Genomic DNA, 22609 nt, shown 5'->3' with positions numbered 1-22609 from the left:
GCTGGTCGCGGCAATGAGCACAACATCCCGAAATCGCGATCCGTCCCCCGCACCCCACGGATCTCAGGGGTGACTCAGGTCACGGATGCCGGAGCAGTTGACTCCGAAAAGGCCGCATGCAGAACGCTCGCCACGGCATCGTTATCGCTTCGTTACCGAAGTGTCCGAAAGCCGGAGTCAGGCCTCGCGGGCCACCGTCATCGTGCGGTCGCCGAAACGGACCCGGTCGCCGTCGACCAGGGTCGTCGGCTTGCCGGCCGCGAGCTCGCGGGTCACCCCCTGGCGCAGCAGGATCGAGCCGTTGGTGGAGCCACGGTCCATCACGACCAGCACCCCGTCGGCCGCGACCTGGAACTGCGCGTGGGTCTTGGAGAGCGACATGTCGCTGCTGCGCAGCGGCACGAGGTGGCGCACCGGCTCACCCGGGCGCGGCTCGGGACGCCGGCCGACCAGGGCCAGGCCCTCGACGAGGAACGACTCCCCCGAGTCGAAGGAGACCCGCCACCGGGCCAGCGCCTTCCCGTCGGTGCGGATGACCGTGCGCTCGGCCGTGGGCGGGCCCATCGCCGCCGGCGGGAGCGGAGGCGGAGCGGTGGGCGGCGTCGACGGCGGGGCCACCAGCGGCTCGCCGATCTGGAGCTTCCGGGCGGGCGGTGCCGCCGGGGGTGCGGCCGGCGGCAAGGGCGGCGGCTGCGGTGGCTGCTGCGGCTGCTGCGGCGTACGCGTCCGTGGCCGCGACGGCGTCGGGACCGGGGCCGCCTGGGGAGCGGGGACCAGGCGCATCGCGGTCAGGTTGACGATGTGCCGCGGCCCGCTGGGGGTCTCCTCGACGAGCTCGGGGATCGGGCGTACGTCGACCACGATCCCGTGGGTCAGGTGGTCGTGCCAGCCCCGGCGCTGGCGCCCCGGGTCCATCACCGCGGTCCAGGCGAGGGTGGCGACGCCCAGGCCGAACGTCGGCAACGTCGAGATCCCCAGGACGAGCTGGCGCAGCAGTGCCGCGGGCACGCCGATCGGCGCGCCGGTCGCGTCCGAGACCACCCGCAGGCCGAGGGCGGCCTTGCCCGGCGAGGTGCCCCGCAGTCCGAGCAGGACCGAGAAGCCCAGCCCCACCAGCAGGACCACGGCGAGGATCACCGCGACGCCCGCCCCCACGTGGTCGCGGTCGATGAGGAGTCGCCAGGCCACCACGGCGGCGAGCCCGTCGAGCGTCCACGCGATCAGCCGGTCGAGGGTGAAGGCGTAGAAGCGTCGGTCCAGCTCCGCGGCCGGGAACGTCGAGGCCTCGGGGACGATGTCGGTCAGCGCGCTCAGGGGTTGCTCACCTGGATCGAGACCCCGTCGCCGAGGTCGATGACGGCGCCCGGGATGAGCTGGACGGCGATGCCGGGCTGGAGGTTCTCCGGCGGCAGGCCGGGCTGGACGACGACGGTCCCGTTGGTCGAGCCCATGTCGGTGACGACCGCCGAGCCGTGGTCGACGCCGGAGCCGGGCCGGATCTCCAGGTGGGTGGAGGAGATCTCCTGGTTGGGGCTCGGCACGGTCACCAGCCGGGGTTGCTCGGTCGAGGTGAACCGTCGTGCCTCGGGGGCACGACCCACGAGGACCGCGCGGTCGACGTCGACGGTCTCGCCGCTGGAGAAGGTCAGCCTGGCGACCGGACGGGAGGTCACCGGGGGCGCCGGCGGCTGGCCGGGGATCCCGGGCTGCGGGCGACCGAGCTCGTCGGCGTCCCAGCCGACCGCCTGGGTCTCGCCGTCGTGGTCGCCGTCGTGGGTGGGAGGTTCGGCCGGGAGCGGGGGGAAGCCGGGGAGCCACGCCTCGGTGGCGGGTCCGTCCTCGGGCTCCGGCTCGGGCTCCGGCTCGGGCTCCGGCTCGGTCTCCGGCTCGGGCTCCGGCTCGGGCTCCGGGTCGAACGGCGACTCGACGACAGCCACCGCGTCGGTGTCCGGCTCGTCGTCGGCCACGGGCACGGGCTCGGGCTCGGGCTCGGGCTCGGCACGGTGCTCGCCCGCCTGCACGGCGAGGTGGGGCGGCTGGTCCACGCGGCCGACCCGCACCAGGCCGCCGCCGATCACCAGGTCCACGCCCCCGGCGCCGCCCTCCGCGTCGGCCACCTCGACGACCATTGCGGTGACGCCGCGCAGCGACCGCTCCACCCAGGTGCTGGCGCTGGAGCCCTCGACCACGACGGGGGCGCCCTCGACGGTGAACGTCGCCGTGGCGGCGCCCCGGAGCACCACCTTGGTCTCGCCGTCGCCCTCGCTGACCAGCACGAAGCCCGGGAGCTCGCGCAGGCCCGAGGCGATGAGCGCGTCGAGCGCCTCGTCGAACCCGGCACCGGCGTCCAGCAGCTCCCAGAGCGCGGCGACGCGCGGCTTCTCGGTCGGGGGCAGGATCACGGTCGCGTTCGCGCCGAAGATGCCGAACCAGTCACCGGGTCGGTAGGACCGGGTGGTGGCGTCGTGGTCCTCGCTCATGGCAGGGCTCCCAGCTTCTGTTCGAGACTCACTCGCTGGCGCTCGGAGTCGTAGGAGGTCGCGGTCATCAATCCCACCACATCGACGACGACCGCCGTCGCGTTGTCCTTGCCACCGGCCTGCACCGCAGCGGCCACCATCCGGTCGGCCGCGTCGCGGGGGTCGGAGACCTCCCCGAGGATCGCCGCGATCACGTCGTCCTCGATCATCCCCGTCACGCCGTCGGAGCACAGCACGAGCCGCTCGACCGAGGCCAGCGGGAAGAGGAAGTAGTCGGCCTCGACCCGCTCGGGCCCACCGAGCGCCCGCGTGATGACATGCCGTTCGGGGTGGGTGGCGGCGTCGTCGGCGGTGATCGCCCCGGCCTCGACCAGCTCCTGGACGACGCTGTGGTCGACGCTGACCTGCTCGAGCAGGCCGTCGTTGAACCGGTAGATCCGGGAGTCGCCGAGGTTGGCCAGCAGCCACTTGGGGCCGTCGTCGTCCTCCACGAGGAGAGCGACGACGGCGGTGGTGCCGGCGTGGAAGCGTGAGGCGCCGCGGGCGCGCTGGGCTGCGCCGTACTCCGCGATGCGGTCCTGGCAGGCCGCCAGCGTGGACGCGACGACGTCGGCGCCGCGACGCGGGTCGTAGCCCGCGTCCGCGAGGCGCCCGAACTCCTCGACCACGATGGCGCTCGCCACGTCGCCGCCCTCGTGCCCACCCATCCCGTCGGCCACGACGAACACCGGCGGCGCGGCGAGGTAGCTGTCCTCGTTGACCTCGCGCACCAGTCCGACGTCGGTCGCCGCTCCGTGATGGAGCTCGACGTTGCTCATCCCCGTTGCCATCCCACCTCCTGAGTGGGCGGCAGCGTAGGCCTTTGAACACCGGCGAGGAACAGGGCGCGCCCCCGGATCCCTAGTAGCGTGGGAGGGATGTCCGGATCTGCCGCCCGAGACGGGTTCCGCACCCTCGCCGACCAGCTGCGCGCCTGGTCGGACGATCGGCTGTCCCGACTGCTCGTCGAGCGTCCCGATCTCGCCACTCCGGCCCCCCACGACTTCGGCCAGCTCGCCTCGCGAGCGGCCACCCGGTCTTCGTTGCTGCGTGCGCTCGACCACCTGACGCGTCTCGAGCTCTGCGTCCTTGATGCCCTCGTGGTTGCGGGTCAAACCACATCGGAGGAACTCGCCTCGATCGTGCGGGCCGCGCCCGAGGCCGTCGAGGCGGCTGCCGAGCGGCTGCTCGCGCTCGCCCTGGCCTGGGAGTCACCCCAGGGGTTGCGCCCGCTGAGCGGCGTGGCCGACGGGCTGATGGGCAGTCCTGGCGTGAGTGGCCTGCGAGCGATGTCGGCCGAGCCTCCGTCCGACGTGGCGAGCCTGCTCGGGGAGCTCTCGGAGCCCGCGCTCGCACTGCTCCGGCACGTCGCCGACCACGGGGGCGAGGCCACGACCGGCACCGCCCGGCACACGGTCCTGCCGGAGGACGCCGCGACGCCGGCCGAGGAGCTGCTGGCCCGGAGGCTGCTCGTGCCCCGCGGCGGTGGTGTCGTGGTCCTGCCCGGCGAGGTGGGCATCGCGCTGCGCGGCGGGCGTACGACGACCGAGCCCGTCGACGACCTGCCCGAGCTCATCACCAGCGACCGCGACCGGGCCCAGGTCGACCGGACCGCAGCCGGGGCGGCGTTCGAGGCCGTGCGGCGGATCGAGCTGCTGCTGGACCAGTGGGGCAGCACGCCCCCGGGCGAGCTGCGCAGCGGTGGCCTCGGCGTGCGCGACCTGCGGGCGACCGCGCTGGCCCTGCACGTCGACGAGCCGACCGCCGCCCTGGTGGTCGAGGTCGCCCACGACGCCGGTCTGCTCGGCACCACGTCCGACCCCCAGGGCAACCCGGTCTGGGTCCCGACCGACGCCTTCGACCTCTGGACGGCCAAGCCGATGGCCGAGCGGTGGGCGGCGGTGGTCCGAGCCTGGCTCGACAGCCCGCGGATGACCGGGCTCGTCGGGCAGAAGGACCCGGCCGGCAAGACCTGGAACGCCCTGTCCCCCGAGCTCGCCGGCATCACCCAGGTCGAGAGCCGCCGAATGACCCTCGAGGCCCTGGCCGACCTGCCGCCGGGCCAGGTGCTGGCCAGCGGGACCGGACTCCCCTCCCTCGTCGCCCGGGTCGAGTGGCTGCGGCCGCGCCGGCCCCGCACCCGCGCGGACCAGCTCGTGTGGGCCGTCACCGAGGCGGCCACGCTCGGCGTCACCGGCCTGGGCGGGCTGGCGTCGTACTCCCGCTCGCTGCTGGCGGGCGACACCGCGGAGGCCGTCGCGACCCTCGCGGACCTGATGCCCGCCCCGGTCGACCACGTCCTCATCCAGGCCGACCTCACCGCCGTCGCACCCGGGCCGCTCGAGTCGTCGCTCGCGCGGACCCTCCAGCTGCTGGCCGACGTGGAGTCGCGCGGCGGTGCGACGGTCTACCGCTTCACGCCCGGCTCCGTCCGCCGTGCCCTCGACACCGGCTGGACGGCCGTGGAGATCCACGACTTCGTCGGGACGGTCTCCCGCACCCCCGTCCCGCAGCCGCTGACCTACCTCGTCGACGACACCGCCCGGACCTTCGGCACGGTCCGGGTCGGGCACGCCGAGGCGTTCCTGCGGGCCGACGACGAGCACGCCCTGACCGAGCTGCTCCACCACCCGAAGGCGGCCACCCTGGGGCTGCGCCGGCTGGCCCCGACGGTGCTGATCTCGACGACGCCGATCGAGGTTCTGCTGCCCCGGCTGCGCGACCTCGGCGCGGCCCCGGTCGTGGAGGCGGCCGACGGCTCCGTCCGCGTCGCCCGGCCCGACCTGCTGCGGGCCCGGACCCGCCGGGACCGCCGCGGCAGCGCCGTCCGGGCGGCCCACGAGAGCGCTCACGTCTCCCAGGTGCTGACCGCCGTGCGGGCCGGCGACCGCGTCGCCGCGACCCGGCCGGTGGCGCCCGCCGCGGCGCTGACCCCGAGCGGCTCGATGGCCGCGCTGCGGGAGGCGGTCGAGGCCGGGGCGACCGTCCTGATCGGCTACGTCGACAACCACGGGTCCAGCTCGGACCGCCTCGTCGACCCCCTGCGCGTGGAGGGCGGGCAGCTCACCGCGCACGACCACCGCAGCGACGACACCAGGACCTTTGCCGTGCATCGCATCACGACCGTCAAAGTCGTGGACACCCAGCCGTAGAATCGGGTCGTGGATTTCATCCGGTACGCCGAGGCGTCGGCCAACCTCCTCAACACGGAGATCGACGACGTCGACGCCCTCGTCGGGCACCTCGTGGGTCGTGAGTGGCTGCACGAGTCGTGCACCGACCGCGACTGCATGCTGCTGCGCAAGTTCCAGCGCGAGCTGCGGCCGGTCTTCGAGGCCTCCGGCGCCGGCGACACCCAGGGCGTGATCGACGGGCTCAACGAGCTGATGGTCCGGCACCCGATCACCCCGCGCATCTCCGACCACGACCCGTCCGACCTGCACCTCCACGTCGCCACCGAGTCCGCCTCGGTCGCCGAGCTGCTCGTGGGTGAGTCCCTGCTCGGCCTCGCCACCCTGGTCTGCGACCTCGGGCCGTCGCGGCTCGGCGTCTGCTCGGCCACCCCCTGCACCAACGTGTACGTCGACACCTCCCCCAACCAGTCCCGGCGCTACTGCTCGGACCGGTGCTCCTCGCGGGCCAACGTCGCGGCCTACCGCGCCCGCCAGAAGGCCGTCGCCACCGCGTGACCCGCGACTCCGTACGCTGGGCCACCTATGAATGACGGCCCGCTCATCGTCCAGTCGGACAAGACGCTCCTGCTCGAGATCGACCACGAGCGCGCGCCCGACTGCCGCAAGGCGATCGCGCCGTTCGCCGAGCTCGAGCGCTCCCCCGAGCACGTGCACACCTACCGGCTCACGCCGCTCGGCCTGTGGAACGCCCGGGCCGCCGGCCACGACGCCGAGCAGGTCGTCGACACCCTGCTCGAGTACAGCCGCTACGCCGTCCCGCACGCCCTGCTGGTCGACGTCGCCGAGACGATGGCCCGCTACGGCCGGCTGCGCCTCGAGAAGCACCCCGTCCACGGCCTGGTCCTGGTCTCCAACGACCGGCCGGTGCTCGAGGAGGTGCTGCGCGCCAAGAAGATCGCCGGGATGCTCGGCAACCGCATCGACGACGACACCGTCGTCGTGCACGCCTCCGAGCGGGGCAACCTCAAGCAGGCGCTGCTCAAGCTGGGCTGGCCGGCCGAGGACTTCGCCGGCTACGTCGACGGCGAGGCCCACCCGATCGCCCTCGACGAGACCGCCTGGCACCTGCGCGACTACCAGCGCGACGCCGCCGACTCGTTCTGGCACGGCGGCTCCGGCGTGGTCGTGCTCCCCTGCGGCGCCGGCAAGACGCTGGTCGGTGCGGCCGCCATGGCCCACGCCCAGGCCACGACCCTGATCCTGGTCACCAACACGGTCTCGGCCCGCCAGTGGAAGGACGAGCTGGTCCGGCGCACCTCCCTGACCGAGGACGAGATCGGCGAGTACTCCGGGTCCGTCAAGGAGATCCGGCCGGTCACCATCGCGACGTACCAGTTGATGACCACCCGCCGGAAGGGCGTCTACTCCCACCTCGAGCTGCTCGACGCCCGCGACTGGGGGCTGATCGTCTACGACGAGGTGCACCTGCTGCCCGCGCCGATCTTCCGGATGACCGCCAACCTGCAGGCCCGGCGCCGGATCGGGCTGACCGCGACGCTCGTGCGCGAGGACGGGCGCGAGGGCGACGTGTTCTCCCTGATCGGCCCCAAGCGGTACGACGCCCCCTGGAAGGACATCGAGGCGCAGGGCTGGATCGCGCCCGCCGACTGCATCGAGGTCCGGGTCACGCTGCCGACCAACGAGCGGCTCGTCTACGCGACCGCCGAGCCGGAGGAGCGCTACCGGCTGGCGTCCTGCACGCACCACAAGATCGATGTCGTGCGCGAGCTCGTGGCCGCCCACCCCGGCCAGCCGACGCTCGTCATCGGCCAGTACATCGACCAGCTCGACGAGATCGCCGCCGCCCTCGACGCTCCCGTGATCAAGGGCGAGACACCGGTCAAGGAGCGGCAGCGGCTCTTCGACGCGTTCCGCACGGGTGAGGTCGGGCTGCTGGTGGTCTCCAAGGTCGCCAACTTCTCCATCGACCTGCCCTCGGCCGAGGTCGCGATCCAGGTGTCCGGGTCCTACGGGTCGCGCCAGGAGGAGGCCCAGCGCCTCGGCCGGCTGCTCCGCCCCAAGTCCGAGGGCAAGACCGCCCACTTCTACACGATCGTCTCCCGCGACACCGTGGACGCCGACTTCGCCCAGAACCGGCAGCGGTTCCTCGCCGAGCAGGGCTACGCCTACCGGATCGTGGACGCAGAAGACCTGCCTGCCTGAGTCGGTGGATCGGTGCGCCGCCGAGCCCCGAACTGCCCAGCGGTGAGCCATGAACCGAACCCGACCTGGAAACGGTTCACCACCCACCGCCCGGCAGACCCGCCGGTGAGCCTTGAACCGAACGGGGCAGGGAAGGGTTCACAGCTCACCGCTCCAGGCGCCCGCGCGCGGGCGCCACAGTGACCGGCAGTTGCGCCGACTCAACCGGCGGACACGATGTCGTTCTCCAGCCAGGGCGCACCGGTCCCGCCGACGGGGTGGCTGCGGACGACGATGCCGGTGACGGCGTCCAGCGCGACGTCGTACGCCGACGGGTAGTCGCGCCCGCGCCAGGCGGCCGGCACGTCGTCGTCGGACGGGAAGTCCGCCCGGAGACCGGCCTCCGACCACAGCAGCTCGCAGCAGTTGCCACCGCACCGCGGGTCGTAGCCGAGCCGCGGCACGAGCCGCGCCGCCCACGCCTCGCGACCGGCCACCTCGACGACCCGCAGGTCCGACACGTCCACGTGGTGCGACAGCTCGACCGGGTCGAGCATCGCCAGCCACGAGTAGTTGGTCCAGTAGAGCCCGTCACCGTGCTCGCACGCGGCGTACGTCGAGTCGCCCGGACGCGTGGCCACCAGCCCGTCCGGGCGGAACGTCGCCCCGGCGGGCGGCGACCACGGGCCGCTCGGGCGATCCGTCTGCCCGACGAGGGTCCGCGGCACGGGCGCGCCGTCCGGGCCCACGAGGCGCACCCCGTCGGGCCGCGTCAGCCAGGCCTCGACCGTCCCCGCCCACGACGACCGGTGCCGCAGGTGCACGGCCGTCCAGCGCCACGGCGAGGACCGGGCGAGGGCGTGGAAGGCGTCGGGGTGCACACCCTCGATGGTGCCCCAGCGGGTGTCCGTCCGTCGTCGCGATATCGGGGCGGCCGCGCATCCCACCTAGGCTGACGACCGTGAAGGTGCTGCTGCTCGAGAACATCCATCCGCTCGCCGTCGAGGTCCTGGAGGCCCGCGGCTTCGAGGTCGAGCTGCGCGCCGGCTCCCTCAGCGAGGACGAGCTGGTCCACGCCCTGTCCGAGGGCGTCGCCATGCTCGGCATCCGGTCCAACACCAAGGTCACCCAGCGGGTCCTGGACAGCGCCCCCGACCTGCTGGCCGTCGGCTGCTTCTGCATCGGCACCAACCAGGTCGACCTCGACGCGGCCGCGGCCCGGGGCGTCGCGGTCTTCAACGCGCCCTACTCCAACACCCGCAGCGTCGTGGAGCTCGTGATCGGCGAGATCATCGCGCTGGCCCGCCGCCTGCCGGAGAAGACCCAGCGCATGCACGACGGCGTCTGGGACAAGTCGGCCAAGGGCAGCCACGAGGTGCGCGGCCGCACCCTGGGCATCGTCGGCTACGGCAACATCGGCACCCAGCTGTCCAACCTCGCCGAGGCGCTCGGCATGCGGGTCATCTTCTTCGACACCGCCGACCGCCTCGCCCACGGCAACGCCCGCAGCACCGCCACGCTCGACGACCTGCTCGCCGAGGCCGACGTCGTCAGCCTCCACGTCGACGGCCGCCCCGGCAACGCGGGCCTGTTCGGCGCCGAGCAGTTCGCCAAGATGAAGCCCCGGAGCCTGTTCATCAACGCCGCCCGCGGCATGGTCGTCGACGACGTCTCGCTGCGCGAGCACATCCTGTCCGGCCACATCGCCGGCGCGGCCCTCGACGTGTTCCCGGTCGAGCCCAAGGCGCAGGGCGACGAGTTCGAGTCGGCCCTCCGCGGCCTCGACAACGTCATCCTCACCCCGCACGTCGGCGGCTCCACCCAGGAGGCCCAGGAGGAGATCGGCTACTTCGTCGCCACCAAGCTCGCCGGCTTCGCGCTGGGCGGCAGCACGGCACTGACGGTCAACCTCCCGGAGGCGCAGGCCCCCGAGCTGACCGAGGGCTTCCGGGTCGGCTACCTCCACGTCAACGTCCCCGGTGTGCTCGCCGGGGTCAACCAGCTGCTCGCCGACCACGGCGTCAACGTGCGCGCGCAGTACCTCTCCACGCGCGGCGAGCAGGGGTACGTCGTCACCGACGTGACCGAGCCGCTCCCCGAGGAGACCCTCGAGACGCTGGCGAAGTCCGAGCACACCATCTGGCTGCGCACCTGGACGTCCTGACCGGGCTGCCGGCCATTCGTCAGCCGACGGCCGTTGCGCCCATCATCGGCGTGCCGCCCATGTCCGGCGCCTCGTAGAGCCCTGCGGCCAGCGCCGGCCGGAAGGCGACGGCCAGGGCCAGCGCCAGCGCGAGGACGCCCACCACGCGGCTGAACCGCTGCCCCCACGCCCAGGTCTTCTCGGCGAGCACCACCGCGGTCAGGACCAGCATCGCGACCGGGTTCATCAGGCCGACCACGATGAGCACGACCATCAGCGCCCAGCAGCAGCCCAGGCAGATCGCGCCGTGGTCGAGGCCGACCCGCAGCTCGCGCAGCCGCCCCCGGTAGCCGCCGTACTTGAAGAGGTAGCCCAGCGGCGAGCGGCAGCGGGCGAGGCAGCGCTCCTTGAGGGGCGTGAGCTGGTAGGCGCCGGCCGCCGCGAGCGCCACCACCGCGACCACGCGCGCGGCGTTCGGGCGGTGGGCGGCGAGGTCGCCGCCGGCCCGGACCAGGACGTACGCCGGGAGGCCGGCCAGCGTCCACACCAGCAGGTAGCCGGCGGCGAGCTCGGCCACCCGCGCGGAGCGGTTGCCGGTGAGCGTGCGCGTCCAGAGTGCGGCGAAGGGCGCCACGGTCGGCAGCATCATCGCCGCCATCATCAGGCCCCAGACCAGCACGAACCCGCCGAACGAGAGCCCCATCGTGCCCGGCATCCCCTGCATCTCCGGGGCGACCTGGGCCACGCCCACCCAGCCGACGGCCGCGGCGAGGAACAGGAGCGAGGACGACAGCGTCACCTGCCTCAGCGTCGGTGCGGAGGCGGGCACCGTGGGCGGGGCCATCGCTCAGGCTGACCAGGAGAAGGGCGCGCTGTGCCCGTTCTTGCCCTCGTTGGCGAAGTCCAGCCCGAACACCGAGACCCGGGAACGCGTCGCGCTCGCCACCGTCAGCGTGGAGTTGGCCGGGTGGAACATCCCGGTGAGCATCTCGACGTCACCGTCCGGCAGCAGCTGCGGCGCGACGAAGTCCTCGATCTCGATGTCGATGAGGTCGCCCACGTGCAGCGAGTGCCGTCGGCCGTCGTCGACGTACTCGATGGCGGCGGTCTCCATCCCCATCATCTCGCCGACCAACGGCGCCAGGCCGGCCATCGGGCCGCCCGCCTGCCCGCCGAACACGGCTCCCAGCGCCGACGCCTGCTCGGCCGAGGCCTTCGCGTCCATGACGACACCGAGGCGCCAGTTGCCCTCAGCCATCACCTGGGGGGTGTCGGCGACGACCACCACCGTCCGGTCGCCGACGTCCAGGCCGTCGACCTCACCCCGGTCGACGTGGAAGGCGAGCACCACCCGGCAGCGTTCCTGGTCGGCGGGTCTCGTCAGCCCGGACGTGGTGCACGGGCATACCATGTCGCACGAGCAGTTCTCGAAGTACGTCCCCTGCAGCGTCCAGGCCATGGCGCCTCCCTCGTGGTTCGCAAGCAGGACCAGCATGTTGGGGGCCTTCCACCACGGTCAATGACCCGGACGGGCTCGCCCGGGACCCGGTCCTTGGCCCCATCGGTCAGGATGGCGGTGTGACTCCTCCGGGGCTGGGTGCCGTGCGCACCGCACGCGAGCGGCTCGGCCACGCCCTGTTCCTGCGCGTCGCCGGCCCCGACGGAGCCGTGCATCGCGAGCGCATCCACGGCCGCCCGGGCCCGCGCTGGTTCGAGCCCGGCAGCCCGATCACCCGGGTCCACGGTGACGCGTCGATGTTCGTCGGCGGCATCCGCGCGATCCTGCTGCAGACGCTGCACCCGGCGGCCATGCAGGCGGTCTCCGACCACTCCGGCTACCGCGGCGACATGTGGGGCCGGCTGGCTCGCACCAGCCGCTTCCTCGCGGTCACCACCTTCGGCACCGCCGACGACGCCGAGCGGGCCGTCGCGGCGGTCCGTGCCATCCACGAGCGGGTGACGGGCACGATGCCCGACGGGACGCCGTACGCCGCCTCCGACCCGCACCTGCTCGCGTGGGTGCACGCCGCCGAGGTCGAGAGCTTCCTCCTCGCCCACCAGGTCTACGGCCGGCACCCCCTCGACCAGGCGGAGCGCGACACCTACGTCGCCCAGGCCGCGGAGGTGGCACGCCGCCTCGGCGTGGTGGACCCGCCGACCACCGAGGCGGAGCTCGCCGCGGTGATGGCCGCCTTCCGGCCCGAGCTGCGCGGCACGCCGGCCGCCCGCGAGGCGGTCGCGCACGTCGTCCTCAAGCCGCCGCTCCCGCTGGCCGCGCGGGCGCCGTACGCCGTGCTGGTGGCCGCCGCCATCGGGCTGATGCCGCGATGGAGCCGGCGGCCGCTGCGGCTGCCGTGGCTGCCCGTGTCGGAGCGCACCGTCGTCCGTGCGCTCGGCACCGCCGCGACCTCGACGATCCGGTGGGCCATGTCGCCGGCGCGCGAGGACGTCCGGGCCCTGCAGCAAACCCGGTGACCCTCGCGCCGCCGACCTGTTAGCGTCACGGTCCCCCCACCCACGACCGCGACCGCGGAGGTTCCTGCATGTCCGCCGACCCGTCCGCCGACCCCGAGCTCCTCGCCGAGCAGGCCCACCTCGCGGAGTCCCGGCGGCAGCTGACGCGGATGCGCGAGCGCACGGAGTCGATGGACTCGGCCGCCGCCGGCGACTGGGTGAGCCGCGAGTACCTCGAGTCGACGTTCGCGCTCCGGATGAAGCAGCTCGCCGACGACCCGACGATCCCGCTCTTCTTCGGCCGCCTCGACTTCGGCTCCGACGACGGCGAGTCGTTCCACATCGGGCGCCGGCACATCTCCGACCCGACCGGCGAGCCGATGGTGATCGACTGGCGGGCGCCGGTGAGCCTGCCGTTCTACCGGGCCTCGCGGACCGAGCCGATGGGGGTCGGGCTCCGGCGCCGCTACGGCTACCAGCATGGCCGCCTCACGGCGTACGAGGACGAGGACCTGGCCGGCGGCGAGGCCGAGGACTACTCCGCGATCCTCGAGGCGGAGATCGAGCGGCCGCGCGTCGGGCCGATGCGCGACATCGTCGCCACCATCCAGCCCGAGCAGGACGTCATCGTGCGCTCCGACCTGTCCCTGTCGATCTGCGTGCAGGGCGCGCCGGGCACCGGCAAGACCGCGGTCGGCCTGCACCGGGCGGCGTTCCTGCTCTACGCCCACCGCGAGCAGCTCACCCGCCAGGGCGTCCTGGTCGTCGGTCCCAACGCCAGCTTCCTGCGCTACATCCGCGACGTGCTGCCGGCGCTCGGCGAGATCGACGCCAAGCAGGCCACCATCGAGGAGCTCGTCTCCGAGCGCCACCCCGTCCGCGGCGAGGACTCCGCGGCGGTCGCGACACTCAAGGGCGACGCCCGGATGGCCGAGGTCCTGCACCGCGCCCTGTGGTCCCACCTCCGCCCGCCCACCGACGGCCTCGTCGTGCCGCGCGGCGCGCGGCGCTGGCGGGTCGCGAGCTACGAGGCCGAGGAGCTGGTGGCCTCGCTGCGCGCCCGCGGGGTCCGGTACGGCGCCGCGCGGGCGATGGTGCCGCAGTCGCTGGCCCACCAGGTGCTGGTCAGGATGGAGCTGGCCGGGGACTCCCCCGACGACCGCGTCCAGAACGCGGTCGCGCGCAGCAAGCCGGTCAAGGACTACGCCAACCAGCTCTGGCCGGCCGTCGACCCGGCCCGGCTCGTGCACCGGCTGCTCGCCGACGCCGACTTCCTCGCGGCGGCCGCCGACGGGATCCTCGACGAGGACGAGCAGGCCGCCCTGCTGTGGGACAGGCCGAGCAAGGCCCCGGGGTCGGCCCGCTGGTCGCTGGCCGACACCGTGCTCCTCGACGAGGCCGCCGACCTGGTCGAGCGGACGCCCTCGGTCGCGCACATCGTGGCCGACGAGGCGCAGGACCTCTCGCCGATGATGCTGCGGGCGCTGGCGCGGCGTTCCTCCACCGGCTCGCTCACCGTCCTGGGTGACCTCGCGCAGGCCACCACCCCGTGGGCGACCCGTTCCTGGGCTGAGGCGCTGGGCCACCTCGGCAAGCCCGACGCCCACATCGAGCAGCTCACCCGCGGCTTCCGCGTGCCCGGCGAGGTGATCGAGTACGCCGCCCGCCTGCTGCCCCACATCGCCCCCGACCTCGAGCCCCCCACGTCGGTGCGCCGCTCCCGCGGCGACCTCGAGGTCGTCGACCGCGACCCCGTCGAGGCCGTCCGGGCGGCCGTGGCCCGCGAGGGCAGCGTGGGGCTCATCGCCCCCGACGCGGCCGTGCCCTCCCTCGCCGCGGCGCTCGGCGAGGCCGGGATCGTGCACACGCTGCTCGGCGAGGAGGGGGACGTCGACGCCCACCTCGACCTGGTGCCGGCCAGCCTGGCCAAGGGGCTGGAGTTCGACCACGTCGTACTCGTCGAGCCGGAGGCGATCGTGGCCGGCGAGCACGACCGGGTGACCGGCCTGCGTCGGCTCTACGTGTGCCTGACCCGGGCCGTCACCTCGCTGGTCGTGTGCCACACCCTGCCGCTGCCCGAGGAGCTCGGCGCTCCCGCCTTGCAGGATTCCTGAAGAGATCTTGCGGTCGCGGCCCGAGTCCGCGACCTACGATGTGGGGGCCGATCGGGTGCCGTGGGGTCCCGACGCCCCACCTCGGAGTCCTCCCATGTCCTTCCTCGCCCGCCGCGGCGGCGCCGTCCTGCTGGTGCTCGTCGGCCTCCTGGCGTCGCTCGTGCTCGTGGGTGTCTCACCCGCCACAGCCGCCACTGGGCAGGTTCGGGGAGTCGTCTACGGCCCGCAGAAGATCAACCTGCACGTGCAGATGCTGTGGTTCACCAAGGACTGGAAGTTCCTGGGGAAGGCGAAGGTCCCGTCGACGAACATCTATTCATTGACGCTGCCGGCGGGCAGTTACCACCTGCAGTTCGTTGATCTCCGGCCCAGTTACGACATCAACAAGTACGCACCGTCGGACATCTTTGTCACCGTTCGGGCCGGTAGCCCGACCCAACATGACGTGAAGATGCACCGCGGCGCCGCAATCACGGGCACCGCAAAGGGCGGCGACCACCGCATTCTCCCCGGGGCACGTCTGGTGGCGGCGAACACCCACCAGCAGTCCTATGAGACCAAGGCCAACGGGCGGGGACAGTGGGCGATCGGCGGGCTCCCCGACGGCAACTACTCCGTGTTCACCTTCGACAGGGATCGGATCTGGGTCGGCAAGAGCCTGTGGGTTCCGAAGATCGAGCGTGGCCAGATCCGCAACGTCAGTGTCACCCTGAAGCAGCACGGCGGTCGGCTGCTGGTCGACCTCCATCAGGGCGACGGGCGGCCCATGCTGGGCAAGTTCTTCGTCACGGCCGTGAGCAAGGCGTCTGGCCAGTTCTGGACCGAGCAAGCCAAGGGCGGTGAGGTCTCGTTCGACGACCTGTATCCGGGCAAGTACAAGCTCGTTGCCCCCGGGCACGGTCGATATCTCGCACAAACGGGCACGATCCAGGGCGCCTACGTCAAGGCCGGCGGTTCCGACCTCGCCAGCACGTTCACCTGGACGCGGCTGGGCGCCAAGGTGCAGGGCATCGTCGTGGACTATGAGGACCCGTCCTACCCCCTGTCCGGCGCCGAGGTGATGCTCTTCAACGCCGACGGCGACAAGCTCGGCAGCACCACCTCCAACGCCAACGGCTTCTTCAGCTTCGGTGGCCAGCTCGACACACAGGACGGCCTCAAGGTGGTCGCCGGCCCCGGTCCCTATTCCGACTATCTCGGCGAAGAGCCGCACCGCTGCAAGTTCGGCCACCGTACGAGCGACGCATTCGCCGTGACACGTGGTCAGACCAGCGACATTGGCGCTGTCGAGCTGCCCCACCTCCCGGCGGCGCAGCAGACGAACCCGAGCTGCGACCCCTCGGACGGCTCCTGAACCCCGGGGACCTCACGGGCTGGTGGCCGCTGGCCACCGCCTCCGACCTGCGTGACCGCCTGGTCGCGGCCTGGTCCGAGCCGGGCCGCAGCTACCACGACGTGCGCCACCTCGCGGAGGTCTGCACCCGCCTCGACGAGCTCGGGGCCGGCGGTGAGTCCTTCGACCGGCTCGCGGTCCTGCTGGCGGCGTGGTTCCACGACGCGGTGTACGACGGGCAGCCCGGCGCCGAGGAGCGCTCGGCGCAGTGGGCCGAGACCGCCCTGCCGGAGGCGGCCGTGCCCGCGACGGTCGCGACCGAGGTCGCCCGCCTGGTCCGGATGACCGAGAACCACCGCCCCGCGGATGACGACCCCGACGGCTGCGCCCTCTCCGACGCCGACCTGGCGATCCTCGCGGCAGCACCGGAGCGCTACGCGGAGTACGCCACCGCGATCCGGCAGGAGTACGCGCACGTGCCCGACGACGCGTTCCGCGCCGGCCGAGCCGCGATCCTGGCTGACCTGCTGGCCAAGAGGCACCTCTTCCACACCACCCACGCGCGCGAGCGCTGGGAGGCGACGGCCCGCGCCAACGTCGCGGCGGAGCTCGAGCGACTGCGCGCCTGACCCCGGCTCAGCCGGAGGCGGCCGCCCGCCGCGGGCCGAGGTCCATCAGCGTGGAGATCACCTGCTCGGCGATGCCGAGCCCGCCGAGGTGGCTCTCGCCGTCGATCACGCTCATGGTGGCGTCGGGCAGCCGATCGACCAGGTGCTGCCCGTGCCGGAACGGCACGATGTGGTCGTCGTCGCCGTGCCACCAGCGCACCGGGACCCGCACGTCGGCGGCCGTGAAGCCCCAGTGGCGCGTGAACAGCAGCAGGTCGTTGAGCGGCGCCGAGGTCTGGAAGCGGCTTCCGTTGAGCAGGTCGTCGAGGAACATCGCCTTGAACTCCGGTCGCGCCAGCAGGTTGCGGTCGCCGGGCGGCTGGAGGGCGGCGTAGAGGTCGAGGCCCGGCCCGGCCAGCGGGCGCACCAGCCGGATCGCCTGGGTCAGGGCCACGCCGAGCGGCACCCGCGCGACCCGGAGGAGGGGCGCGGCCCACACGGCGAGCTGGATGACCCCGCCGTCCGCGGCGTCGACCCCGCGGGTCGGAGCGACCCCGCCGAGCACCCCGACACCGTGGACCCGATCGGGCAGGGCAGCGCCCGCGGCCAGGACGTAGGGACCACCGCCGCTCAGACCGATCAACCGGACCGTGTCGACGGCCAGCGCGTCGAGCAGGATCTCGAGGTCACCGGTCCAGTCGAGGACGTCGGAGTAGAGGTGCGGCGTCGAGGACCCGATGCCGGGACGGTCGATCCCGATGATCCGCAGACCGTGGCGCTCGGCGTGGGCCCGCGCCTCGAGCGGGATCTGCCGCCGGGCGCCGGGGGTGCCGTGCATCCACACGATCGCGGGGCCGCGGGGCGAGCCGTACTCGGCGAAGCTCAGCCGGCGGCCCCCGCGCACGGCAACACTGCCCTCGAGGGCGGGACGCTTGACGTCGACCATGCGGCCGAGTGTGACACGGAGTTACACCCGCCGGAGGTCATCCCGGCCGGTGGGCAGCCCCAGGCTCGCGCGAACGGAGCCGGGATCGACCACGTGGGTCCGGGGGTCGCGCACCGCGCCGAGCAGCAGTCCGTCCCCGACCACGAGCGGGCCGTCGACGACGTCGAGCACGAGGCAGGTGATGTTGTCCTTGCCCCCGGCGACCAGCGCCGACTGGGTGAGCACGGCGGCGGCGGAGTGCGGGTCGTCGAGGAAGAGCACCTCGGCGATCCTCAGGTCGGTCACCAGGTCGGTCAGCCCGTCGCTGCAGAGCAGCAGGCGGTCGCCGGGCCGCACGTCGAGGTCCACCACGTCCACCTCGGCCGGCGGCACCGCCGGGTTGCCGTCGAGCGATCGCAGCACGACGTTGCGCCACGGGTGTCGCCGGGCTGCCGAAGCAGACAGCTGCCCGCTGTCGACCATGTGCTGCACCCACGTGTGGTCATGGGAGAGCTGGGTCAGGGCGCCGTCGCGGAAGAGATAGGCGCGGGAGTCGCCCACGTGGGCGAGCAGCACGCGCGTCCCGTCGCAGACCACGGCGGTGGCGGTGGTCGCCATCCCGTCGCGCTCGGGGTCCTGGCGCACGCCGAGCCGGAGGTTCTCCACCGCCGCGACGAACGCCTCGCGGACGATGCTCTCGAGGTCGTGGCCGAAACGGGCCAGGGCGGTGGCGCTGACGACGTACGCCGTGGTGGCCGACGCGACCTCACCGGCCGCGGCTCCCCCGACACCGTCCGCGACCAGCGCGACGTAGGGACCGACGAACGCCGAGTCCTCGTTGTGCGGCCGCACGCGGCCCACGTCACTGACTCCGGCTCCCGAAAACCGCAGCATCCGACCTCCTCGAGGCTGAGTTGGCAGTAGACCCTGCCACCTGCACGGCGGTCAAGGCTCGACGCGACGCTCACGCACCCTGCCCGCCCGGGCGGGTGCTCAATCCTCGGTGGGACGACAGAAGTCCCCGGTTGGTTGCCGAGTCAGGCCTGCTTCTTCTCCAGGGCCTCGGCACGGTCGGCGGCGTCGGTGATCTCGTCGCTGTCGATCGCGTGAGTGCGGTGGAACCACATCAGTGCGTCGTTCTCCCGACCGGCCGCCTCGAGGGTGTCGGCGTAGGCGTAGCGCAGGCGGACGACCCACGACGCGCGGCTCTTCGACATCAGCGGTGCGAGCTCGAGCGTGCGGAGTGCGGCGTCCAGCTGCCCCATGTCGCGGCGGGCGCCGGCCTCGACCAGCGTCATCTCCGCCTTCGCCTCGGGGACGAAGTTGGCCACGGACGGGCTCTTGGCCAGCTTGAGCGCCTGCTCGGGGTGGCCCAGCGCGCGGTGGCAGTCGGCCATGATCGGGAGGTACTCGGTGGCACCGTTCATCCGCTTGGCCGCACGCAGCTCCGCGAGCGCCTCGGCGTAGTGACCCGCGGCGTACGCCGCCTCGCCGGTCGCCTCACGGACCACCGCGAGTCGCGGGGCACGCGAGCGGGCGGCCAGCGTGTGCTGGTAGGCCGTCTCCGGGTCGTCGTCGATCAGGGTGCCGGCGGCCGCCAGGTGGCGGGCGACGCGGGCGGCCAGCTTCTCGGGCAGGCCCTTGAGCTGACCGGTGATGGAGCGGTCGAGCTCCTTGCCGGTGATCTCCTCGGGCAGCTCGGGTCCGTCGTAGCGGGCCTGCGCCTCGGTGCGCGACTCCTGCTTGTCGACGGGGCGCTTCCAGTCGTTCTTGCGGCCGGGGCGGTCGCCGCCCCTGCTGTTGTCACGACGATCGCTGCCGCGCGCGTCCTTGCGGTCGTCGCGCCGGTCGTCCCGGCGGTCCGGGCGCTCACCGGTGCGGCTGGGGCGGGAGTCCTTGCCGGCCGGCCGCGAGTCCTTGCCGACGGGGCGCGACGAGCGCCCCTGGCCTCCCGAGGCTCCGCGACCGGAGGGCGCCCCTCCGCTGCGCCCGCCCGACGACGGACGGCCTCCGCCACGTGCGGGACGCTCGTTACGACGATCCTCGGCCACGACTCTTCACCTCTCGAACGGGACAGATCACGACTACCCCTGAAATAGCGTAGAGGCCACCTTGCGGTGGCCTCTACGAAGTGTATGTCCGGCGGCGTCCTACTCTCCCACAGCCTCTCGGTTGCAGTACCATCGGCGCTGAAAGGCTTAACTTCCGGGTTCGGGATGGGACCGGGTGTTTCCCTTTCGCTATGGCCGCCGTAACTCTTGCGGTGACCAGTCCCGGGTACGTTCACCGGTTGACTGGTCTCCAAGCCATTATTTTTTTGAGTGTTGCATGTGGATCTACATGGAGATCTCTCTCCAGGTGATCTGATTCGTGGACGCGAACATCGCAGCAGCTAACAATTGTTAGTCGTTGTGGTTTCAGTAAAGTGAGTGTAAGACAAGCCCTCGGCCTATTAGTACCGGTCGGCTGGGCATTGCTGCTGTACACCTCCGGCCTATCAACCCAGTGTTCTGCTGGGGGCCTTACCCACTTACGTGGTGGGAAACCTCATCTTGAAACGTGCTTCCCGCTTAGATGCATTCAGCGGTTATCACTTCCGAACGTAGCCAACCAGCCGTGCTCCTGGCGGAACAACTGGCACACCAGAGGTTCGTCCATCCCGGTCCTCTCGTACTAGGGACAGCCTTTCTCAAGTTTCCTGCGCGCGCGGCGGATAGGGACCGAACTGTCTCACGACGTTCTAAACCCAGCTCGCGTGCCGCTTTAATGGGCGAACAGCCCAACCCTTGGGACCTACTCCAGCCCCAGGATGCGACGAGCCGACATCGAGGTGCCAAACCATCCCGTCGATATGGACTCTTGGGGAAGATCAGCCTGTTATCCCCGGGGTACCTTTTATCCGTTGAGCGACGCCGCTTCCACCTGCTGGCGCCGGATCACTAGTTCCGACTTTCGTCCCTGCTCGACATGTCTGTCTCACAGTCAAGCTCCCTTGTGCACTTACACTCAACACCTGATTGCCAACCAGGCTGAGGGAACCTTTGAGCGCCTCCGTTACATTTTAGGAGGCAACCGCCCCAGTTAAACTACCCATCAGGCACTGTCCCTGATCCAGATAATGGACCTAGGTTAGACATCTAGTACGACCAGAGTGGTATTTCAACGTTGACTCCACAAACACTGGCGTGAATGCTTCACAGTCTCCCACCTATCCTACACAAGCCGAACCAAACACCAATACCAAACTATAGTAAAGGTCCCGGGGTCTTTCCGTCCTGCCGCGCGTAACGAGCATCTTTACTCGTAGTGCAATTTCGCCGAGTCCACGGTTGAGACAGCGCCCAAGTCGTTACTCCATTCGTGCAGGTCGGAACTTACCCGACAAGGAATTTCGCTACCTTAGGATGGTTATAGTTACCACCGCCGTTTACTGGGGCTTAAGTTCTGAGCTTCGCTACCGAAGTAGCTGACCCGTCCCCTTAACCTTCCAGCACCGGGCAGGAGTCAGTCCGTATACATCGTCTTACAACTTCGCACGGACCTGTGTTTTTAGTAAACAGTCGCTTGGGCCTGGTCTCTGCGGCCCTTCACGCTTCCCCAGCAAGTGGGTACACGATCCGGGCCCCCCTTCTCCCGAAGTTACGGGGGCATTTTGCCGAGTTCCTTAACCATGGTTATCTCGATCGCCTTGGTATTCTCTACCTGATCACCTGAGTCGGTTTGGGGTACGGGCGGCGCATAGCTCGCTAGAGGTTTTTCTCGACAGCATAGGATCATCCACTTCACCCATACGGGCTCCCCATCACATCTCAAGCTCGACATCAAAGTCAGAGATCCGGATTTGCCTAGATCTCGCCCTACATGCTTAGCCGTACACAACCATCGGTACGGTTGGACTACCTTCCTGCGTCACCCCATCGCTTGACTACTACCAGTTCGGGTCCCACGCTCTGCCACATCCGCTCACCCCGAAGGGATCGCTAAACGTGGTTTCGGATGGTTAGCATCACCAGGTTCGTCATGGGCGCTACTTTGCCGGTACGGGAATATCAACCCGTTGTCCATCGACTACGCCTGTCGGCCTCGCCTTAGGTCCCGACTTACCCAGGGCAGATTAGCTTGACCCTGGAACCCTTGATCATTCGGCGGAGGAGTTTCTCACTCCTCATTCGCTACTCATGCCTGCATTCTCACTCGTGTGGCGTCCACGGCTGGATCACTCCGCCGCTTCACCCCCCACACGACGCTCCCCTACCCATCCACGCACCTGAACCAACCCTCAAGGGGCGGCTTGGCTAACGCATGAATGCCATAGCTTCGGCGGATGACTTGAGCCCCGCTACATTGTCGGCGCGGAATCACTTGACCAGTGAGCTATTACGCACTCTTTCAAGGGTGGCTGCTTCCAAGCCAACCTCCTGGTTGTCACTGCGACTCCACATCCTTTTCCACTTAGTCACCGCTTAGGGGCCTTAGCTGATGGTCTGGGCTGTTTCCCTTTCGACTACGGAGCTTATCCCCCGCAGTCTCACTGCCACGCTCTCACTTACCGGCATTCGGAGTTTGGCTAACGTCAGTAACCTTGTAGGGCCCATTAGCTATCCAGTGCTCTACCTCCGGCAAGAAACACGTGACGCTGCACCTAAATGCATTTCGGGGAGAACCAGCTATCACGAAGTTTGATTGGCCTTTCACCCCTATCCACAGGTCATCCCCTCAGTTTTCAACCTAAGTGGGTTCGGTCCTCCACGCGGTCTTACCCGCGCTTCAACCTGCCCATGGATAGATCACTTCGCTTCGGGTCTTGATCGTGCTACTCAAACGCCCTATTCGGACTCGCTTTCGCTACGGCTTCCCCACACGGGTTAACCTCGCAACACAACGCAAACTCGCAGGCTCATTCTTCAAAAGGCACGCCGTCACCCCCACTTACGTGTAAGGCTCCGACGGATTGTAGGCACACGGTTTCAGGTACTATTTCACTCCCCGCCAGGGGTACTTTTCACCTTTCCCTCACGGTACTTGTCCGCTATCGGTCATCAAGGAGTATTTAGGCTTAACGGGTGGTCCCGCCAGATTCACACGGAATTTCAGGGGTTCCGTGTTACTTGGGATACCGCTCGACAGTCACAGACTTACACTTACGGGGCTATCACCCTCTACGGCGCCACTTTCCA

At 70.7% G+C, this 22609-nt stretch carries 17 protein-coding genes and 2 rRNA genes (1 of these 19 cut by a window edge); 8 read left to right on the top strand and 11 right to left on the bottom strand.

The window, feature by feature from the left end:
• Positions 1 to 177: 177 nt before the first annotated feature.
• From FB382_RS21960 to FB382_RS01530, 3 genes are read right to left on the bottom strand one after another with little or no spacing between them, the layout of a single operon-like run.
• Positions 178 to 1260 carry an RDD family protein gene (locus tag FB382_RS21960; protein ID WP_281379882.1) on the bottom strand — a complete coding sequence of 361 codons (1083 nt, stop codon included), beginning with the start codon at positions 1258 to 1260 and terminating at the stop codon, positions 178 to 180.
• A 50-nt stretch (positions 1261 to 1310) separates the two neighbouring features.
• Entirely contained in the window at positions 1311 to 2480 is a 1170-nt protein-coding gene (locus tag FB382_RS21955) for an FHA domain-containing protein (protein ID WP_246377078.1), read from the bottom strand.
• Positions 2477 to 3310, bottom strand: a complete 834-nt coding sequence (locus FB382_RS01530) for a PP2C family protein-serine/threonine phosphatase (protein ID WP_246377077.1) — start codon at positions 3308 to 3310, stop codon at positions 2477 to 2479. The genes FB382_RS21955 and FB382_RS01530 overlap by 4 nt, the downstream gene beginning before the upstream one ends.
• Before the next feature lie 87 nt (positions 3311 to 3397).
• Here FB382_RS01530 and FB382_RS01525 point away from each other — a divergent pair, with 87 nt between their 5' ends.
• Genes FB382_RS01525 through FB382_RS01515 form a run of 3 tightly spaced genes read left to right on the top strand, consistent with a single transcriptional unit; the run spans position 3398 to position 7876 of the window.
• Entirely contained in the window at positions 3398 to 5671 is a 2274-nt protein-coding gene (locus FB382_RS01525; RefSeq protein WP_182536216.1) for a helicase C-terminal domain-containing protein, read from the top strand.
• 9 nt (positions 5672 to 5680) lie between these two features.
• Positions 5681 to 6208: a CGNR zinc finger domain-containing protein gene (locus FB382_RS22740; protein ID WP_182536214.1), complete on the top strand. Its 528-nt coding sequence runs from the start codon at positions 5681 to 5683 to the stop codon at positions 6206 to 6208.
• Between the two features lie 27 nt (positions 6209 to 6235).
• Positions 6236 to 7876, top strand: a complete 1641-nt coding sequence (locus FB382_RS01515; protein ID WP_182536212.1) for a DNA repair helicase XPB — start codon at positions 6236 to 6238, stop codon at positions 7874 to 7876.
• A 200-nt stretch (positions 7877 to 8076) separates the two neighbouring features.
• On the opposite strand, the gene FB382_RS01510 is transcribed toward FB382_RS01515, so the two are convergent.
• Positions 8077 to 8736, bottom strand: coding sequence for a hypothetical protein (locus tag FB382_RS01510; RefSeq protein WP_182536210.1), 660 nt, complete (start codon positions 8734 to 8736; stop codon positions 8077 to 8079).
• A gap of 80 nt (positions 8737 to 8816) precedes the next feature.
• On the opposite strand from FB382_RS01510, the gene serA reads away from it, so the two are divergent.
• Entirely contained in the window at positions 8817 to 10019 is a 1203-nt protein-coding gene (gene serA / locus FB382_RS01505; RefSeq protein WP_182536208.1) for a phosphoglycerate dehydrogenase, read from the top strand.
• Between the two features lie 19 nt (positions 10020 to 10038).
• On the opposite strand, the gene FB382_RS01500 is transcribed toward serA, so the two are convergent.
• Both FB382_RS01500 and FB382_RS01495 read right to left on the bottom strand, forming a co-directional pair.
• The gene (locus tag FB382_RS01500) at positions 10039 to 10797 is read right to left on the bottom strand and encodes a copper chaperone (RefSeq protein ID WP_220481221.1); all 759 of its coding nucleotides are present in this window, start codon (positions 10795 to 10797) and stop codon (positions 10039 to 10041) included.
• 48 nt (positions 10798 to 10845) lie between these two features.
• Positions 10846 to 11493 carry a DUF1326 domain-containing protein gene (locus tag FB382_RS01495; RefSeq protein ID WP_246377076.1) on the bottom strand — a complete coding sequence of 216 codons (648 nt, stop codon included), beginning with the start codon at positions 11491 to 11493 and terminating at the stop codon, positions 10846 to 10848.
• Between the two features lie 107 nt (positions 11494 to 11600).
• Between FB382_RS01495 and FB382_RS01490 the strand changes: the two genes are divergently transcribed.
• From FB382_RS01490 to FB382_RS01475, 4 genes are all read left to right on the top strand, one after another.
• Positions 11601 to 12473 carry an oxygenase MpaB family protein gene (locus FB382_RS01490; protein ID WP_182536204.1) on the top strand — a complete coding sequence of 291 codons (873 nt, stop codon included), beginning with the start codon at positions 11601 to 11603 and terminating at the stop codon, positions 12471 to 12473.
• Positions 12474 to 12541: 68 nt separating this feature from the next.
• On the top strand, positions 12542 to 14566 hold the full coding sequence (locus FB382_RS01485) for a HelD family protein (RefSeq protein ID WP_182536202.1): 2025 nt from the start codon (positions 12542 to 12544) through the stop codon (positions 14564 to 14566).
• 94 nt (positions 14567 to 14660) lie between these two features.
• Positions 14661 to 15920: a carboxypeptidase-like regulatory domain-containing protein gene (locus FB382_RS01480; protein WP_182536200.1), complete on the top strand. Its 1260-nt coding sequence runs from the start codon at positions 14661 to 14663 to the stop codon at positions 15918 to 15920.
• A gap of 101 nt (positions 15921 to 16021) precedes the next feature.
• Positions 16022 to 16528, top strand: coding sequence for an HD domain-containing protein (locus tag FB382_RS01475; protein WP_343055445.1), 507 nt, complete (start codon positions 16022 to 16024; stop codon positions 16526 to 16528).
• Between the two features lie 7 nt (positions 16529 to 16535).
• On the opposite strand, the gene FB382_RS01470 is transcribed toward FB382_RS01475, so the two are convergent.
• From FB382_RS01470 to FB382_RS01450, 5 genes are all read right to left on the bottom strand, one after another.
• Complete coding sequence (locus tag FB382_RS01470; protein ID WP_182536197.1) at positions 16536 to 17453, bottom strand: alpha/beta fold hydrolase; 918 nt, start codon at positions 17451 to 17453, stop codon at positions 16536 to 16538.
• A gap of 21 nt (positions 17454 to 17474) precedes the next feature.
• Positions 17475 to 18284, bottom strand: coding sequence for a protein phosphatase 2C domain-containing protein (locus FB382_RS01465; RefSeq protein WP_182536195.1), 810 nt, complete (start codon positions 18282 to 18284; stop codon positions 17475 to 17477).
• Positions 18285 to 18469: 185 nt separating this feature from the next.
• Entirely contained in the window at positions 18470 to 19483 is a 1014-nt protein-coding gene (locus FB382_RS01460; protein ID WP_182536193.1) for a tetratricopeptide repeat protein, read from the bottom strand.
• An 86-nt stretch (positions 19484 to 19569) separates the two neighbouring features.
• Positions 19570 to 19686: ribosomal RNA gene (gene rrf, locus FB382_RS01455) — 5S ribosomal RNA — on the bottom strand.
• 178 nt (positions 19687 to 19864) lie between these two features.
• Positions 19865 to 22609: ribosomal RNA gene (locus FB382_RS01450) — 23S ribosomal RNA — on the bottom strand; it runs 387 nt beyond the window's last position.

Origin of the sequence: Nocardioides ginsengisegetis, from assembly GCF_014138045.1 — a bacterium.
Lineage (GTDB): Bacteria > Actinomycetota > Actinomycetes > Propionibacteriales > Nocardioidaceae > Nocardioides > Nocardioides ginsengisegetis.
This window is presented reverse-complemented; position numbering and strand designations above follow the sequence as displayed.

What these genes read in the sequence shown, in the direction of transcription:
- FB382_RS01470 (WP_182536197.1), bottom strand. Translation starts at nt 17,453, where the DNA reads ATGGTCGACGTCAAGCGTCCCGCCCTCGAGGGCAGTGTTGCCGTGCGC.
- FB382_RS01530 (WP_246377077.1), bottom strand. Translation starts at nt 3,310, where the DNA reads ATGGCAACGGGGATGAGCAACGTCGAGCTCCATCACGGAGCGGCGACC.
- FB382_RS01515 (WP_182536212.1), top strand. Translation starts at nt 6,236, where the DNA reads ATGAATGACGGCCCGCTCATCGTCCAGTCGGACAAGACGCTCCTGCTC.
- FB382_RS01485 (WP_182536202.1), top strand. Translation starts at nt 12,542, where the DNA reads ATGTCCGCCGACCCGTCCGCCGACCCCGAGCTCCTCGCCGAGCAGGCC.
- FB382_RS01495 (WP_246377076.1), bottom strand. Translation starts at nt 11,493, where the DNA reads ATGCTGGTCCTGCTTGCGAACCACGAGGGAGGCGCCATGGCCTGGACG.
- FB382_RS01525 (WP_182536216.1), top strand. Translation starts at nt 3,398, where the DNA reads ATGTCCGGATCTGCCGCCCGAGACGGGTTCCGCACCCTCGCCGACCAG.
- FB382_RS21955 (WP_246377078.1), bottom strand. Translation starts at nt 2,480, where the DNA reads ATGAGCGAGGACCACGACGCCACCACCCGGTCCTACCGACCCGGTGAC.
- FB382_RS01480 (WP_182536200.1), top strand. Translation starts at nt 14,661, where the DNA reads ATGTCCTTCCTCGCCCGCCGCGGCGGCGCCGTCCTGCTGGTGCTCGTC.